We start from the raw sequence: 15469 nt of genomic DNA, 5'->3' as shown, positions 1-15469 counted from the left end.
ACCGTCGCCAAGTGGAACGAGGCCGAGGCGGCGGACAACGCCGAGACGGCCGAGAAGGAAGACGCGGAAGGCGTGGTGAAGAAGTGAGCTCACCCCAGGAAACCCGATCAAGCACGTTGTTGCTGGTCGGCGCGTGGCTGTGGGTGGGCCTTCCGCTCGCCTACGGCCTGTACCGGCTCTTCCTGAACGCGGCCAAGCTCTTCGTCTGATGTTCAACGCGCTCGTCAACTGGCGCAACTGGCGCCTGCCGGTGAAGCTCGCCGCGGTGTTGATCGTTCCGGTCGTCATCGCGGTGGGCGTCGGCGTTCTGCAGATCAAGTCCTACACGGACCGTGCTGAGTCCTACGCGGAGTTCCAGCGACTGGTGAAGGTCCGCGCCATGCTGATCCCCCTGATCGAGGGCGTGCAGCAGGAGCGCCGGATCGTCGCCGAGGGCGCCGGGCCCGAGGCACTCGCCGACCAGGCGCGCCGCACGGACGAAGCGCAGGAGGTGGTGCGCGGGCAGCTCGGCAAGACGTCGTTCAGCGAGGCCATGGCCGCCCGCGTGGAGGAGGTCACCGCCAAGATCGGCGAACTCCCCGCGTTGCGCGGGCAGACCGGCGACGTGCCGGGCTCGGTCACGCGCTACACCGGCGTCGTCGAGTCGATGCTCGAGGTGGACGAGGTGCTCGCCAGCGAGTTCGGCGACGCCGTGCTCGCCCGTACGGCGATGGGCATGCACCACGCGCTGCACGTGCAGGAGGAGGTCCTGTACCAGCAGTCGGTCGTGCTGACCGGGCTCACCCGCGGCCAGCTCACCAACGCCGAGGTGCGCGAACTCGTCGAGTCGAACGTCCGGCTCGGCTACATCGCGAGCGAGTTCGCGGCGCTCGCGACGCCGGGTCAGCTGGACTCGCACTGGAAGACGAAGTTCAACGGCCCGGACATCGAGTCGCACCGCAAGATGCTCACGGCCGCGATGCTGCACCCGACCTCGGACGGTCCGAACGCGGGCAACAACACCGGGAACAACAACACCGGCAACAACAACAGCGCCAAGCCCAAGCCGATCCCGATCGCGGCGGCGGACTGGAGCCAGGCCTCCGGCGCGGTCGCGACCTCGATGGACAACGTGGTGCAGGGTCTGCAGAACGACCTGCTCGGCACCGCGAACCGGCTGCGCGACGAGACCAGCGACCAGGCGGGCACGGCGTCGGTCATCCTCTTCGCCACCCTGATCCTGGCCGCCACCATCGGGTTCGTCGTCGGCCGCTACCTGACGCGGTCGCTGAACGCGCTGCGCCGCTCCGCGCTCGACGTGGCATGGGACAAACTTCCCGAAATGGTCGCGACCGGACGCGGCAGCACGGAGATCGAGCCGGTCCCGGTGCACACGACCGAGGAGTTCGGCCAGGTGGCGCGCGCGTTCGACGCGGTGCACCAGCAGGCCGTGAAGTCGGTCATCGAGCAGGCCGCGATGCGCGCGAACATGCGCAACATCTTCGTGAACCTCTCGCGGCGCAGCCAGAGTCTCGTCGAACGCCAGCTCAAGCTGATGGAGGAGCTGGAGAAGTTCGAGGAGGACCCGGACCAGCTCGCGAACCTCTTCAAGCTCGACCACCTCGCCACCCGCATGCGCCGCAACAACGAGAACCTGATGGTGCTCTCCGGCGGCGACGTGGCACGCCGGTTCCACAAGCCGATCCCGCTCACCGACGTGCTGCGCGCGGCGGCCGCGGAGATCGAGCAGTACCAGCGGGTGATGGTGCACACCGCGCCGAACGCCGAAGTGGTGGGTTACGTCGCGAGCGACCTGGTCCGCCTGCTGGCCGAACTCCTTGACAACGCAACGGCTTTCTCGCCGCCGCACACGCAGGTCGCGATCAGCGCGTCGATCGAGGCGGGCGGCATCGTGCAGATCGACGTGCTCGACCAGGGCATCGGCATCGACCCCGAGGCACTGGCCGCCGTGAACCACCGCCTCGAGGCCGCCGGCGAGGGTGTGGACGTGCAGGTCTTCCGCGAAATGGGACTTTTCGTCGTCGGCAGACTCGCGGCACGCCACCAGATCGTGGTACGTCTGGATGCAAAACAGGGCACCGGGACTCGCGCGATCGTGTTGGTTCCGGCCGAACTGGCACCACAACGGGAAGAGTCCTGGGAGTCTTTCCGAGGGGAGGCGATCGATCGGCAGCAGACGTCGTGGTTCCAGCGGACGACGCCCGCCGCCGCGCCGCCGCCTCCCCCCGCACCCGCACGTCAGACGCCGGAATCGGCCCGGGGCTTCCTCGACGCCTTCCAGCGCGGCGTGCAACGCGGCCTTCCCGACCACCAGGAGAGTCGATGAGCACGCAGGTGGACCAGTTCGGCTGGCTGGTCACCAACTTCGCCGAACGCACACCCGGCATCGAGCACGCCGTGGTGATCTCGGCAGACGGCTTGGTGTTGATCTCGTCGTCCAAGCTGCCCGAGCACGTGGCGCCGCAGTTCGCGGCGATCGTGGCCGGTGTGGTCTCACTCGCGGACTCGGCGTCGCAGACCTTCGCCGGTGAGTCGGTCGTCCGCACCGTCGTGCAGATGGACCGGGGCGTGATGCTGCTGTCGTCGATCAGCGACGGCTCGGTCCTCGCGGTACTGGCGTCGTCCTCGAGCGACGTCGCCCAGGTGGCGTACGAGATGACGGTGGTCGTGCGGCAGGTGGGTCAGTTGCTCACGCCGGAACTCCGAGCCGAGCTGGCATGAGCAGGGATCCCGAGGAACAGGTCAACTTCGGTGATCTGATCAGCGGTTTCAGCTTCGACAGCGAACGGATCCGCAAGCGCGGCAAGTCCAAGGCCCAGCGGGCACCGGAACCCCCGCCGGAGCCGGACCCGTACGCCACGCTGCCGTTCGAACCGGTCCCGCCGCTGCCGTCGGTCGAGACGGGGTACGACACCTCGTCGTCGATCGTGCGCGCCTACGCGTGGACCGGCGGGCGCACCACCTCCGACGTGCACCTGCAGATCGAGACCCTGGTGTCGGTGAACGAGCGCTCGGCCACCGCCGTGCGCCCGGAACACCAGGACGTGCTGGCCCTGTGCACGCAGCCGCGTTCGGTGGCGGAGATCGCCGCCCTGCGCGGGCTGCCGCTGGGCGTCACCAAGGTGCTGCTCGGCGACATGGCCGGGCACGGGCTGATCGACGTGCACCGCACGGCGTCGTCCTACGGCGGCGAACGGCCGGACGGCCAGCTGCTGGAGCGGGTGCTGGCGGGGCTTCGCCGTCTCTGAGTTGGATCTCCGCAGCCGCTGCTACGGTCGGAGGCCTATCTGGGGAGGTACGGGGTGGAGTTCCAGGACGTCGTCCGCCGCCGGCGCATGGTGCGCAGGTTCACCGGTGAGCCGGTCAGCGACGAGAGCATCCAGCGGATCATGCGCAACGCCGTGCGCGGCCCGTCCGCCGGGTTCTCGCAGGGGCAGGGGTTCCTGGTGCTGCGGGGCGAGTCGCTGCAGCGGCTCACCGAGATGTTCGAGTGGTGGGGCGGGGAGGACGCGAAGACGGCGCCCGTCGTCGTCATCCCGTTCTCGGCCAAGGACGTCTACCTCGACCGGTACGCGCAGGCCGACAAGGGCTGGACGGACCGCAGCGAGGACCACTGGCCGGTGCCCTACTGGGACATCGACACCGGCATGGCCGCGTTGCTGATCCTGCAGACCGCCGTCGACGAGGGGCTCGGCGCGGTGTTCTTCGGGACGGACAAGGACACCTGGCCGCAGCTGCGCGCCGCGTTCGGCGTGCCGGACATCTACGTGCCGATCGGCATGATCGCGATCGGTCACCCCGCCGAGGACGGCGTCTCCGAGGGGGCGTCGCCGCGCACCCGCAAGCGGTTGCCGTTCGACGAGGTCGTGCACTGGGGTCAGTGGAAGTGAGGTCGTTCGGCCTGCTCGGGCCGTTGGACGTGGTGCTCGACGGGCGCCGCGTCCACATCCCGCCGGGCAAGCGGCGCGTGGTGCTCGCCGCGCTCCTGCTGCGGCCCGGCCAGGTGGTCGGGATCGACGAGCTCCTCGACCTGACCGGCGGGTCGCGCAACGCCCTGCAGACCACGGTCGGACGGCTGCGTGAGGTCCTGCCCGGGCTGGTCGTGACCAGGCCGGGCGGGTACCTGCTCGACGTGCGGCCCGACGAGGTCGACGTCCACCGGTTCGACCGGCTGGAACCGCACGAGGCCCTGCGGCTCTGGCGCGGCCGCCCGTTCGCCGACATCGGCAGCGACGCGCTCGAACGAGACCACGCGCCCGCGCTGACCGAGAAGTACCTGACGACACTGGAAGCGCGGATCGAGCACGACCTGCGGAAGGGCCTGCACGAGCGACTGGTCCCCGAACTGCGCTCGCTCACCCTCCAGCACCCCACCAGGGAACGCATGTGGGCTCAGCTGATCGTGGCGCTGCACCGCTGCGACCGGCAGACCGAGGCGTTGCAGGCCTACGACGACATCCGCGGCAGGCTCGCCGACGAGCTCGGCCTCGACCCCGGCAGGGACCTCCAGCAGGCCCACCAGCAGGTGCTCACCGCCGACAACCGCCCGCGCACGCGCAACGACCTGCCCGGTGACATCGCGGACTTCGCCGGCCGCGCCGCCGACCTCGGCGAGATCATCGCCGCCGTACCGTCCGGCTGCGTCGCGATCACCGCGATCGACGGCATGGCGGGCATCGGCAAAACCACCCTCGCCGTCCGCGCTGCCCACCGGCTCGCCGCGCGGTTCCCGGACGCGCAACTGTTCGTCGACCTGCACTCCTACACCGCGGGCGTCGAACCGCGCACCCCGGCGGACGCGCTGCTGGCGTTGCTGACCGCGCTCGGCGTGCCCGCGCAGGACATCCCGGACGGCCTCGACGCCCGCGCCGCCCGGTGGCGGGCGGAAATGGCGCACCGCAAGGCACTCGTCGTGCTCGACAACGCGGGCAGCGCGGCCCAGGTCCGCCCGCTGCTGCCCGGCACCGGCCTGGTCCTGGTCACCAGCAGGCGCAGGCTCGTCGACCTCGACGCCGCCCACACGATCTCGCTCGACGTACTGTCCGAAGAGGACTCGCTGAAGCTCCTCGCGAGCATCGCCGGACGCGCGAAGGTGGACCAGGACCCCGGCTCCGCCCGCGAGATCGTCCGGCTCTGCGGTTACCTGCCACTCGCGGTGCGGATCGTCGGTGCCCGCTGGCGCACCCGGCCCGCGTGGTCCGCGCAGGACCTCGTCCGCCGCCTCACCGAGCATCGGCTGACGGAGCTGACGGCGGGCGAACGCAGCGTCGCGGACGCGTTCGCCTTGTCCTATCAGCAACTCACGCCCGAGCAGCAGCGGTTGTTCCGGCGCCTGGGCCTGCACACCGGGGAGGACTGGGACGCCCACCTCGCCGCGGCGGTGATCGGCTCCACGCGGGCGGAAGCCGAACGGTTGCTGGACGAGCTGCTGGACGCGCACCTGGTGCAGCAGCAGGAGAACGGGCGCTACCGGTTCCACGACCTCCTGGCCGATCACGCGAAAGCGGCGGTCGACCCGGCGGAGCGCGGCGAGGCGATCGTCCGCATCCTCGACCACTACCTGCACAGCGTGGAGGCCTCCGCCGCGCGGATCGCGCCCGGCCGCCCGCAGTTCCACTCCGCCGTCACGCACGAGCCGGTCGACCCGCCCGTGTTCGCCACACCGGCCGAGGCGCTGGCGTGGCAGGAGGCGGAGCGGCTGAACCTGCGGGCCGCCGTCTACCTGGCCGCCTACGAGGGGCACTATCAGCACGCGTGGCAGCTGCCGCACCGGTTCTCGCACTACCTGTGGCTGCGCGGATTATGGCGGGAACGGGTCGAGCTGCAGAGCGTCGCGCTCGCGGCCGCACGCGCGCTCGGTGACCTGAAGGCGCGCGCGGAAGCCCTGCGGGGCTTGGGATCGGCGTACATGGACGACGGCAACCCGAAGGCGGAGGAGCACCTGCACGAGGCGCTCGGCCTCATGCGGCAGATCGGCGATCTGCGCGGGGAGGCGTCGGCGATGGGGTTGCTCGGCATGATCGCGCGAGAACGGCGTGAGTACGACAAGTCGATGGAGTACTTCGAACGTGGCCTCGCGCTGATGCGGCAGGCGGGCGCCCCGACCGGGGTGGCGAACGCGTTGCACAACATCGGCGTCAACCATGCCGAGCTGGGGCGGACCGAGCAGGCCCTCGAACACATGTGGGAGGCGGTCGCGTTGGTGGGCGACGACGTGCGCGAGGTCGCGGTGACGTTGCACAACATCGCCCACGTGCACTTCGACTCGTTCAACGACGAGGAGTCCCTGGCCTGCGCGGAACGGTCGCTGGCCGCCTACCGCGAGTCCGGTGACCGGCGCGGCGAAGCGCTCGCCGTGGCCGACTTCGCCTACTGGCGTTACGAGATGGGCGACCTGACCGCCGCGGGCGAGCGGGCGCGTGAGGTGACGAGGCTGTGCCGGGCGTACACGAACCTGCCCGACGACCAGGCGGTGCTCGCGTTGCTGGAGAACCTCCGCGACCACATCGGACAGGCCGCGTTGCTCGTGTGCCTGGCACTCGACGCCCAGGTGAATGGCCGGATGAACGAGGCGCTCGGGTACCTGCGGCGGTGTTCGGTGGTCGCGCGGGCGCGCCGCTGGTGGAGTGAGAACCGGGTGCTCGCGCAGCTTTCCGCCGTGCACCTGGCACTCGGTGACCGGGACACCGCCGTCCGGTACGGCGAGGAGGCGGTGGCGGCCGCCGAGCGCGGGGGACAGCCGCGCGCCATCGCCTTCGCGCGGCAGACCCTGGCCAGGGCCCGTATCGAAGTCCATGTTCGCGATAGCCGGGCCTGAGGCGCGACTCTCGTCGAACGGGACTCCGATACGGGCCCTAGAGCGAAAGCCCCAGCGCCACCAGCGTGACCACGGCCGCCGCCACCACGGCGAAAGCCACCCACTGCCTGATCCTTTCCGACGTCCTGCGCATCCCCTGCTCCCCTCGGTGGTGATGCCACCGAGGGTGGGGAAGGCCGTCCCCACGCCGTCCCCACCGCGATCACACCCCCGCCGGAATGCGGTGGAAAGCACTCCGCCAACGTTTTGATCATCGGAGTGTGAGGTACTCGTGAGCTATTGCTCCAACGGACTGCTTGGCTGACTCGTAAGATTCCGTTAGGGTCGCATTCGCGAGCAATTGCCAGGCGTTACCGAAAATCACCTGAAAATTGATCGAAAATTAGCCGCTTGTTCGATCGCGACCAAAGGCTGCTCCATCGGGGTGTCCGTGTCCACGGTCAGAGCAGCGGGTCTTCACCCTCCGGGGCGGTGGTCACGGAGACGTGTGCGTGCAGTGGTGCGACGTCGGCCAAAAGGGGCTTGCGAGTCGTGAGAATCGGACCAGTCTTGTCTAATGGCATCGCCGGGGTCCGCCCGGCGGACGGTGGCCTCGACCAGGGGGTGGAACGCACCATGGGTGGTGTCCCGACGTTTCCCCACGGCAGACCGCTGACGTGGGCGGACTTGGAGGCGATGCCTGATGACGGGCACCGTTTCGAACTCGTCGACGGGGTGTTGCTCATGAGCCCCTCACCCCGCCCCGTACACCAGCGCGTCGTCGCCCGCCTACTGGTGGCGCTGACGGCTGTCTGCCCGCCGGAGCTCGAGGTCCTCCCCGCTCCGGTCGATGTCGTGCTCGCCGACGACACGGTCTTCATTCCCGATCTGGTGGTCGGCCGGCGCGAGCAGTTCACGAAGCAGGCGCTCATGGGACCGCCCGTGCTGGCGGTCGAGGTTCTTTCTCCCCGCACGCGGCACGTCGACCTCGAACTCAAACGGGCGAAGTTCCAGGAAGTCGGTTGCGAGAACTACTGGATGATCGACTACGACAGTCCGTGGGTGCGGTGCCTGCATCTCGAAAACGGTGTCTACGTCGAACAGGCCCGTTCGGACGGCGAAGAGATCATCGAGTTGCGGTTCCCGTTCGCGGTGAAGCTGAGCGCCCAGTCACTCGTGCGCTGAGTGCTTGTCGGCGGCCGCGGATTGAGCTGATCGGGCGACAACGGTCTACGAACGTGTGGATCAAGGTTCCACCATCTGGTGCGCTCGCGTGGTGGGCTGGTTGCGTTCAGGGCGTCACGCCCACCGCGCGGAGGTCCAACGCACATGCAGCTGCCGGAGTTCTACACGCCCTACCCGGCCCGGCTGAACCCGAACCTCGAGCGGGCCCGCGTCCACGCGCGGGCCTGGGCGCACGAGATGGACATGGTCGGAGTGCCGCAGCACGGGACGGTGATCTGGACCGACGAGGACCTGGCGTCGCACGACTACGCGTTGCTCTGCGCGTACACGCACCCCGACTGCGACGGTGAGGCGCTCGACCTCATCACCGACTGGTACGTCTGGGTCTTCTACTTCGACGACCACTTCGTCGAGCTCTACAAGCGCAATCCGGACATCCAGGGCGCGCAGGCGTACCTCGACCGGCTGCCGCTGTTCATGCCGGTCGACGCCGCCATCCGCGACGAGCCGGCGAACCCGGTCGAGAAGGGCCTCGCGGACCTGTGGCGCCGCACGGTCGGAACCCATTCGCGGGACTGGCGCGAACGGTTCGCCGCCAACACCAAGCACCTGCTCGACGAGTCGATGTGGGAGCTGCACAACATCAGCGCCAACCGGCTGAGCAACCCCATCGAGTACATCGAGATGCGCCGGAAGGTCGGCGGCGCGCCGTGGAGCGCGAACCTCGTCGAGCACGCCGTCGGTCTCGAAGTGCCCGCGGACATCGCCGGAAGCCGTCCCATCGGGGTGCTCAGGGACACGTTCAGCGACGCCGTGCACCTGCGCAACGACCTGTTCTCCTACGAACGCGAGGTGTTCGACGAGGGCGAGCTCTCGAACAGCGTGCTGGTGTTCGAGAAGTTCCTCGACATCGGCACCCAGGACGCCGCCGAGGCCGTCAACGACCTGCTGACGTCCCGGCTGCACCAGTTCGAGCACACGGCGCTCACCGAGGTGCCGATCCTGCTCGACGAGCACGCCGTCGACCCCATCGGGCGCGCGGCCGTCCTGGGGTACGTGAAGGGCCTGCAGGACTGGCAGGCGGGCGGCCACGAGTGGCACCTGCGGTCGTCGCGGTACACGAACAAGGACCCGAAACCCCAGCCGGGCATCCTCGGCTCGCTCGCCAGGACCATGCCGCAGCGGCTCCGCCAGTTCTCGAACGTCCCGAAGATCGTGCAGCCGTACCCGAGGCCGACGTACGACGTCCCGTTCCCGCTCGGCATGGCGCCGCACCTGGACCAGTGCCGGGAGGAGGTCATCGCCTGGAGCGAGGAGGTGGGCCTGCACGGCGAAGGGATCTGGGACGAGGCCAAGAACCGCCGCTTCGACCTCGCGCTGGCGTCGGTGTGCATGGACCCCGACGGCACGCCGTCCGAGCTGTTCCTCTCGGCCGCGTGGCTGACCTGGGGCACCTACGGTGACGACTACTACCCGTGGGTGTTCGGCCGGTTGAAGGACCTCGCCGGGCTGAAGCACCAGACCGCGCGCCTGAAGCAGTGCATGCCGCTGGACCTGGTGCAGACCGTGGTGCCGGCCAACGCCACCGAGCGCTCCCTCGCCGACCTGTGGCAGAGGACCGCCGCGCCGATGCCCCAGTCGTTCCGGGAGGAGTTCCGCAAAGCGGTCGACGCGATGCTGGACGCCTGGGCGTGGGAGGTGGTCAACATCCAGCAGAACCGCATTCCGGATCCGGTCGACTACCTGGAGATGCGCCGGTCCACGTTCGGTTCGGAACTGACGACGTCGCTGTCGCGCTTCTCGCATTCGACCACCGTGCCGCCGGAGATCTGGCGGACGCGCGTCGTGCAGACCATGGAGCGATCCGCGATGGATTACACGTTCATGGTCAACGACACCATCTCGTACCTGAAGGAAATCCAGTACGAAGGCGAGGTGCACAACATGGTGCGGGTGGTCGAGAACTTCCTCGGCGTCTCGCAGCCGCGTGCCTTCGAGATCACCTTCAAGCTGATGGACGCCCGGATGGGGCAGTTCGTGCGGGCCGTCGAGACCGACCTGCCGAAGCTCTTCGACGACCTGTCGCTGGACTCCGCGACGCGGGCGGCGCTGACCCGGTACGCCGACGAGCTGAAGGACTGGATCGTCGGGGTCACGCACTGGCACGTGGAGACCTCGCGCTACTACGAAGAGGAGATCCGCACACCGGTGAACGCCCACCTGCTCGCCGGGGCGTTCAGCCGGCGGCCGTCCGGGATCGGCACGTCGGCCGCCCGGATCACCTCCCGCGCCTAGGCCGCTGTCGAACCCCGACCGCGCGGTCAGCGCTGGTCGGCACCTTGTGCTGTCCGCGAACCCTCCACCGCCTTCGGGCGCTACGAGGAGATCCTGCGACCGTACGTCCTCGCCAACCAGGACGTCGCGTTGTAGAGCCAGGCGAACGGTGAGCCGCCCGCCGACTTCGCCGACATCGTGAACTCCCTTCAGCTTCCCGCCTACTGAAGTCCCTCGCAGGTCTCGAAGAAAGAATTGGCTCAGACCATTGACGACAAAAGGGATGTTTGACCAGGCTGAGGGCAGGGCCGCCGCCCCCGCCTCGTGAGGAGGAGTCGTGAGAACTCGCGTTCTCGCCGCGGTCATCGCTGTCACCGCAGCGCTGTCCGTGAGCGCGCAGTCGCATGCCGCGGAACCACTGCGGAGCCTGGTACCGGTCCCGGCGTCGGTGCAGGCCAGAAGCGGTGTCACGCACACGCTGACGGCAGCCACGAAGATCTACACCGCCCCGGCCGCGCGCGACGTCGGCACCTTCCTGGCCGGCGTGCTGCGGCCCTCGACCGGCTACGCCCTGCCGGTGTCGGATGCGACCGGAACCCCGGCGGACGGCATCTCGTTGCTGCTCTCGGGCGCACCGGGCACGGTCGGGCAGCAGGGCTACCAGCTCGACGTCGCGGCGAACGCCATCGTGCTGCGCGCCAACACGTCCGAAGGACTGTTCGCGGGCGTGCAGACGCTGCGGCAGCTGTTGCCCGCCAAGGTGGAGAGCGGCACCGTGCAGGCCGGTCCGTGGACCGTGCCGGGCGCGCTGATCGTCGACCAGCCGCGGTTCTCCTACCGCGGCGCGATGCTCGACGTGGCCCGGCACTTCCACCCGGTCTCGACGGTCAAGCGCTACATCGACCAGCTCGCGCTGTACAAGATCAACTACTTCCACCTGCACCTGAGCGACGACCAGGGCTGGCGGATCGTGATCGACAGCTGGCCGCGCCTGGCGACCTACGGCGGCAGCACGCAGGTCGGCGGCGGTCCCGGCGGCTACTACACCAAGGCGCAGTACAGCGAGATCGTGCAGTACGCGGCCTCGCGCAAGATCACCGTGATCCCCGAGATCGACATGCCGGGCCACACCAACGCGGCGCTGGCCTCGTACGCGGAGCTCAACTGCAACGGCCAGGCTCCGCCGCTGCGCACCGACATCGAGGTCGGCTACTCCTCGTTGTGCGTCAACAAGGAGATCACCTACCAGTTCGTCGACGACGTGGTGCGCGAGATCGCGGCGCTGACGCCCGGCCCGTACTTCCACATCGGCGGCGACGAGGCGCACGCGACCTCCGACGCCGACTACCAGGCGTTCATGGACCGCGCGCTGCCGATCGTGAAGAAGTACGGCAAGACTGTGCTCGGCTGGCACGAGTTCGTGAAGACCACGACGGACACCACCGCCATCCCGCAGTACTGGGGCACCTCGACGTCCAATGCCACGGTGCAGGCAGCGGTGGCACGCGGCAACAAGGTCATCATGTCGCCCGCGAACAAGGCGTACCTGGACATGAAGTACAACGCCAGCACGCCACTCGGCCTGTCGTGGGCCGGCTACATCGAGGTGCAGACCGCCTACGAGTGGAACCCCGGCACGCACCTCAGTGGCGTCCCGGAGTCCGCCGTCCGCGGTGTCGAAGCTCCACTGTGGAGCGAGACGCTGGTGACCGCGCGGGACATCGAGTACATGGCGTTCCCGCGGCTCGCGGCCATCGCCGAACTGGCGTGGTCGCCGTGGTCGACGCACAACTGGGACCAGTTCAAGGTGCGCCTGGGCGCTCAGGGCCCGCGCTGGACCACCATGGGCATCAACTTCTACGCGTCCACGCAGGTCCCGTGGGATACCGGCGGTCAGCAGCCCGGTCCCTGCACGCAACCGGCATGGGAGCGTTCGAAGGTCTACACCGGCGGCAACGTGGTCTCGCACAACGGTCACAAGTGGACCGCGCAGTGGTGGACGCAGGGCGAGGAGCCCGGCACCACCGGCCAGTGGGGCGTCTGGCGCGACGGCGGAGTCTGCTGAGCTCTAGCGGGTACCCGCCGGGCATGACGGATCCGGAAGAAGCCGAAGAGTTCGCCGAAGAGGCCGGTATCGACCCGACGCCCCAGGAGGTCGACGAGTACCGCGACATGACGCAACCGGGTGAGTGGCGCGCCGACGAGAAGATGCAACCGGGCGGCGCGCCCGCACCGCAGGACGGTGACGACCCGACCGGAGGCTCCGGCGCGTGATCCCCGATTGGTCCGGTGCGGGTGAGTAGCCTTCACCCGCACCGGGTACCAGGGTGTCGTGGATGCCCGAGTTGCCGTCTTTGCCCCGTCCCCTCAGCTGACCGTCACCGTCGAGGACCTCGACGGTGAGCCGGACGTGCACCTGCACGCCGGCGGCCAGGGTTTCTGGCAGTCCAGGATGATCGCCGCACTGGGCGTCGAAGCCGTGGTGTGCGTGACGTTGGGCGGCGAGACAGGCCGTGTGCTGCGCGCCCTTCTGGAAGGTGAGAACGTCGCCCTGCGCGCGCGTGAAGTGGCCGCGCGCAACGGTTCCTACGTGCACGACCGCCGCGACGGCAGCAGGTCCGAGATGGTCGAGATGCTCCCGGACGCGTTGTCCCGGCACGAACTCGACGACGTGTACGAGATGGCACTGGTGGAGGGCATCCGCGCGGGCACCGCCGTGCTGAGCGGGCCGTCCGACGACCGCGTGCTGCCCCACGATACGTACCACCGCCTCGCTTCCGACCTGACCAGCAACGGCTGCCGCGTGATCGTCGACCTGGCGGGGGAGCGGCTCGCCGAAGCGGTGCGCGGCGGCCCGGACATCGTCAAGGTGTCGCACGAGGAGCTGGGCGAGGAGGAACTGCCGAAGCTGATCGAGAAGGCCCGCGAGATCGCTTCCTCGTCCGTGCGGGGCGTGGTGGTGTCGCGGGCCGGCGAGCCGGCGCTGGCGTTGCTCGAAGACCAGCTCTACCTCGTGCGCATGCCCCGGCTGGAGGCCGTAGACACGCGCGGCGCCGGCGACTCGATGACCGCGGGGATTTCAGCGGGCCTCGCGCTGGGTATGTCGTTGACGGACGCGGTGAAGCTCGGCGCGGCCGCCGGCGCGGTGAACGTGACGCGGCACGGCCTCGGCAGCGGCAGTGGAGACGCCGTGCGCGAGCTGAGCAAACGCGTCGAACTGGAGCCGATCGAGGAATGAGCGGATGCGCGCGCTGATCACGAACGACGACGGAATCGACTCTCCCGGCCTCGCCGCCCTGGCCTCCGCGGCTCTCGGGTGCGGGCTCGACGTGGTGGTGGCGGCGCCGTCTGCCCAGTCCAGCGGCACGAGCGCCTCGGTCGCCGCTGTCGGCGACTCGGGCAGGGTGGTGAGCGAGCGCAGGCCGTTGCCCGGCCTGGACGTGGAGGCCTACGCCGTCGCGGCGCACCCGGGCCTGATCTCGCTGGTCGCGTGCAACGGAGGTTTCGGCGGCAAACCCGACGTGGTGCTGTCCGGGGTGAACCTCGGCGCGAACGTGGGCCGCGCGGTCCTGCACTCCGGTACCGTCGGCGCGGCGCTGACCGCGCACGTCAACGACGTCACGTCGATGGCGGTCTCGCTCGACGTCGGGTTGGACGGGCCCGAACCGTTGTGGGACAAGGCAGGCGAGGTCGTGCGTGCCGTCCTGCCGATGCTGCTGGAGATGCCCGCCGCCACGGTGCTGTCACTGAACGTGCCGAACATCGTTGAGGTGCAAGGACTTCGCTGGGCCGAGCTGGCGCGCTTCGGCACCGTGCAGAGCCGGGTGGACGAACTGGACGACGGTGAGGTCGAGGTCGTCGCCGTCTACTCGGAGGAGTCGCTCGTGCCGGGCACCGACACGGCGCTGCTGGCCGAGGGCTTCGCGACGGTGACGGCCCTGCACTCGGTGGGCCGCGACGTCACTTCGGAGCGGCCTTTGCCGGCTTGGTCAGCGTGATCACGAGTCCCAGCAACGCCGTCCGTACCCCGAGGAAACCCTCGGTCGACACTTCGTCGAGCGTGAACGCCAGCGTTCCGAACGCCAGGAGCAGCAACAGCCCGTACATCCGCGCGTGCTGGAGCCGCCACGCCATCGCGACACCCAGCGCGCCGACCCCGATCTGGATCACGTGGTAGTTCGGGTCCAGGCCGAACATGTCCAGCCATCCGAAAGCGAGCTGCACCAACCCGGCGGTGAGAGTGATCGCCTGCGGCCTCGTGAACTCGAACTGGTCGCTCAACAAGGCCATAGGTCTCTACCCTTCGGATCGCCGCCAGACCGCGTCGTACTTCGCTTGCCGTTCGCGGTCCCTCACAGCCGTTCGTTCCCGACGCCCCTGCGTCGCTGATCCTCTTGGATACCCGTACTTCGTGAGCCGATAATCCACACTTTCCGGCGCGTAGGACAACGCGAAGTACAGTCCTACAACGAAACCGAGCGCACCGCACGCGATTGCCAGCGGCCACGGCGATCCCAGGCCGAACACGAGCGCCAGCGTGATGGCCGTCGTGAGTGGTGTGACCTGCACGAGGCTGCGGACCGTGAAGCGCAGCAACCACTTCGGACCGGTCACGTCGGCGTAGACGAAGTCCTTGTACTTCAGCGGAACCCTGCCGCCCGCGTAGTACCAGACCTTCAGCGCGGGGTTCACCGGGTCGCCTTCGCGATCACCTTGTGCAGCACCTGGTTCAGCTGCGCGAGCTCTTCGAACGTCATGTCCAGCTGCTCCACGACCTTGAACGGGATCTTCAACGCTTCCTTCCTCAGCTCCCGCCCGGCGTCGGTCAGGGTGAGCGCCAGCGCGCGTTCGTCCGCCTTGTCCCGCTGCCGCTCGAGGTAGCCGACCGCCTCCAGCCGCTTGAGCAGCGGGCTGAGGGTGCCGGGGTCGAGCTGCAGGACCGCGCTGAGGTCCTTGACGGTGCGCGGCGACCGCTCCCAGAGCGCCAGCATCACCAGGTACTGGGGATGCGTGAGGTTCAGCGGCTCCAGGATCGGGCGGTAGACCGCGATCACCGTTCGGGATGCCACAGCGAGGGCGAAGCAAACCTGCCGCTCGAGCTCGAGCGGGTTCTCCGGGATGCTTGGTGTGCTAATCATTTGTGCACACGCTATCTCGCGGGCAGGCCGAAGTCCAAAGGGTGTGGTGCAGCAGACTGCGTGTCGGCGGTGCGCC

15 protein-coding genes are annotated in these 15469 nt (G+C 69.0%); 12 read left to right on the top strand and 3 right to left on the bottom strand.

Annotated features, from left to right (window positions below; genetic code table 11):
• The first annotated feature begins 83 nt into the window (after nucleotides 1-83).
• The 12 genes from ACRSBM_RS33520 (at nucleotide 84) to surE (ending at nucleotide 14253) form a co-directional block, all read left to right on the top strand.
• Nucleotides 84-209 carry an MFS transporter small subunit gene (locus ACRSBM_RS33520; RefSeq protein ID WP_434449769.1) on the top strand — a complete coding sequence of 42 codons (126 nt, stop codon included), beginning with the start codon at nucleotides 84-86 and terminating at the stop codon, nucleotides 207-209.
• On the top strand, nucleotides 209-2326 hold the full coding sequence (locus tag ACRSBM_RS33515) for a sensor histidine kinase (RefSeq protein WP_434449766.1): 2118 nt from the start codon (nucleotides 209-211) through the stop codon (nucleotides 2324-2326). The genes ACRSBM_RS33520 and ACRSBM_RS33515 overlap by 1 nt, the downstream gene beginning before the upstream one ends.
• Entirely contained in the window at nucleotides 2323-2721 is a 399-nt protein-coding gene (locus tag ACRSBM_RS33510; protein WP_434449763.1) for a roadblock/LC7 domain-containing protein, read from the top strand. The genes ACRSBM_RS33515 and ACRSBM_RS33510 overlap by 4 nt, the downstream gene beginning before the upstream one ends.
• Nucleotides 2718-3248 carry a DUF742 domain-containing protein gene (locus ACRSBM_RS33505; protein ID WP_434449761.1) on the top strand — a complete coding sequence of 177 codons (531 nt, stop codon included), beginning with the start codon at nucleotides 2718-2720 and terminating at the stop codon, nucleotides 3246-3248. Before ACRSBM_RS33510 ends, ACRSBM_RS33505 begins: the two co-directional genes overlap by 4 nt.
• 54 nt (nucleotides 3249-3302) lie before the next feature.
• Nucleotides 3303-3890 (top strand): nitroreductase family protein, encoded by a 588-nt coding sequence (locus ACRSBM_RS33500; protein ID WP_434449758.1) that lies wholly within the window; start codon nucleotides 3303-3305, stop codon nucleotides 3888-3890.
• Nucleotides 3881-6817, top strand: a complete 2937-nt coding sequence (locus ACRSBM_RS33495) for a BTAD domain-containing putative transcriptional regulator (protein WP_434449755.1) — start codon at nucleotides 3881-3883, stop codon at nucleotides 6815-6817. Before ACRSBM_RS33500 ends, ACRSBM_RS33495 begins: the two co-directional genes overlap by 10 nt.
• A gap of 531 nt (nucleotides 6818-7348) precedes the next feature.
• On the top strand, nucleotides 7349-7981 hold the full coding sequence (locus tag ACRSBM_RS33490) for a Uma2 family endonuclease (RefSeq protein WP_434449753.1): 633 nt from the start codon (nucleotides 7349-7351) through the stop codon (nucleotides 7979-7981).
• A gap of 144 nt (nucleotides 7982-8125) precedes the next feature.
• Nucleotides 8126-10276, top strand: coding sequence for a terpene synthase family protein (locus ACRSBM_RS33485; protein ID WP_434449751.1), 2151 nt, complete (start codon nucleotides 8126-8128; stop codon nucleotides 10274-10276).
• Between the two features lie 316 nt (nucleotides 10277-10592).
• Nucleotides 10593-12320, top strand: a complete 1728-nt coding sequence (locus ACRSBM_RS33480; protein WP_434449748.1) for a family 20 glycosylhydrolase — start codon at nucleotides 10593-10595, stop codon at nucleotides 12318-12320.
• Between the two features lie 23 nt (nucleotides 12321-12343).
• Nucleotides 12344-12529 carry a hypothetical protein gene (locus ACRSBM_RS33475; protein ID WP_434449746.1) on the top strand — a complete coding sequence of 62 codons (186 nt, stop codon included), beginning with the start codon at nucleotides 12344-12346 and terminating at the stop codon, nucleotides 12527-12529.
• Nucleotides 12530-12587: 58 nt separating this feature from the next.
• A complete protein-coding gene (locus ACRSBM_RS33470; RefSeq protein ID WP_434449744.1) occupies nucleotides 12588-13493 on the top strand; it encodes a 1-phosphofructokinase family hexose kinase in 906 nt (301 codons plus the stop codon).
• A 4-nt stretch (nucleotides 13494-13497) separates the two neighbouring features.
• Nucleotides 13498-14253 (top strand): 5'/3'-nucleotidase SurE, encoded by a 756-nt coding sequence (surE, locus tag ACRSBM_RS33465; protein ID WP_434449743.1) that lies wholly within the window; start codon nucleotides 13498-13500, stop codon nucleotides 14251-14253.
• Here surE and ACRSBM_RS33460 read toward each other — a convergent pair.
• The 3 genes from ACRSBM_RS33460 to ACRSBM_RS33450 are packed head-to-tail and all read right to left on the bottom strand — an operon-like array spanning nucleotide 14216 to nucleotide 15393.
• Nucleotides 14216-14545 carry a hypothetical protein gene (locus ACRSBM_RS33460; protein ID WP_434449740.1) on the bottom strand — a complete coding sequence of 110 codons (330 nt, stop codon included), beginning with the start codon at nucleotides 14543-14545 and terminating at the stop codon, nucleotides 14216-14218. The genes surE and ACRSBM_RS33460 overlap by 38 nt on opposite strands.
• Before the next feature lie 6 nt (nucleotides 14546-14551).
• Nucleotides 14552-14947 carry a DUF5313 family protein gene (locus ACRSBM_RS33455; protein WP_434449738.1) on the bottom strand — a complete coding sequence of 132 codons (396 nt, stop codon included), beginning with the start codon at nucleotides 14945-14947 and terminating at the stop codon, nucleotides 14552-14554.
• The gene (locus ACRSBM_RS33450) at nucleotides 14944-15393 is read right to left on the bottom strand and encodes a MarR family winged helix-turn-helix transcriptional regulator (RefSeq protein ID WP_434449735.1); all 450 of its coding nucleotides are present in this window, start codon (nucleotides 15391-15393) and stop codon (nucleotides 14944-14946) included. The genes ACRSBM_RS33455 and ACRSBM_RS33450 overlap by 4 nt, the downstream gene beginning before the upstream one ends.
• Nucleotides 15394-15469 lie beyond the last annotated feature (76 nt).

It is taken from the genome of Lentzea xerophila (genome assembly GCF_051094245.1).
Taxonomy (GTDB): domain Bacteria; phylum Actinomycetota; class Actinomycetes; order Mycobacteriales; family Pseudonocardiaceae; genus Lentzea; species Lentzea xerophila.
Note: the sequence above shows the minus strand (reverse complement) of the source record. Positions and strands in the feature narration are given on the sequence as shown.

Bases quoted from the DNA above. Each gene is read 5' to 3' on its own strand.
- ACRSBM_RS33515 (WP_434449766.1), top strand. From the start codon at position 209: ATGTTCAACGCGCTCGTCAACTGGCGCAACTGGCGCCTGCCGGTGAAG.
- ACRSBM_RS33475 (WP_434449746.1), top strand. From the start codon at position 12,344: ATGACGGATCCGGAAGAAGCCGAAGAGTTCGCCGAAGAGGCCGGTATC.
- ACRSBM_RS33450 (WP_434449735.1), bottom strand. From the start codon at position 15,393: ATGATTAGCACACCAAGCATCCCGGAGAACCCGCTCGAGCTCGAGCGG.
- surE (WP_434449743.1), top strand. From the start codon at position 13,498: ATGCGCGCGCTGATCACGAACGACGACGGAATCGACTCTCCCGGCCTC.
- ACRSBM_RS33505 (WP_434449761.1), top strand. From the start codon at position 2,718: ATGAGCAGGGATCCCGAGGAACAGGTCAACTTCGGTGATCTGATCAGC.
- ACRSBM_RS33460 (WP_434449740.1), bottom strand. From the start codon at position 14,545: ATGGCCTTGTTGAGCGACCAGTTCGAGTTCACGAGGCCGCAGGCGATC.
- ACRSBM_RS33485 (WP_434449751.1), top strand. From the start codon at position 8,126: ATGCAGCTGCCGGAGTTCTACACGCCCTACCCGGCCCGGCTGAACCCG.
- ACRSBM_RS33510 (WP_434449763.1), top strand. From the start codon at position 2,323: ATGAGCACGCAGGTGGACCAGTTCGGCTGGCTGGTCACCAACTTCGCC.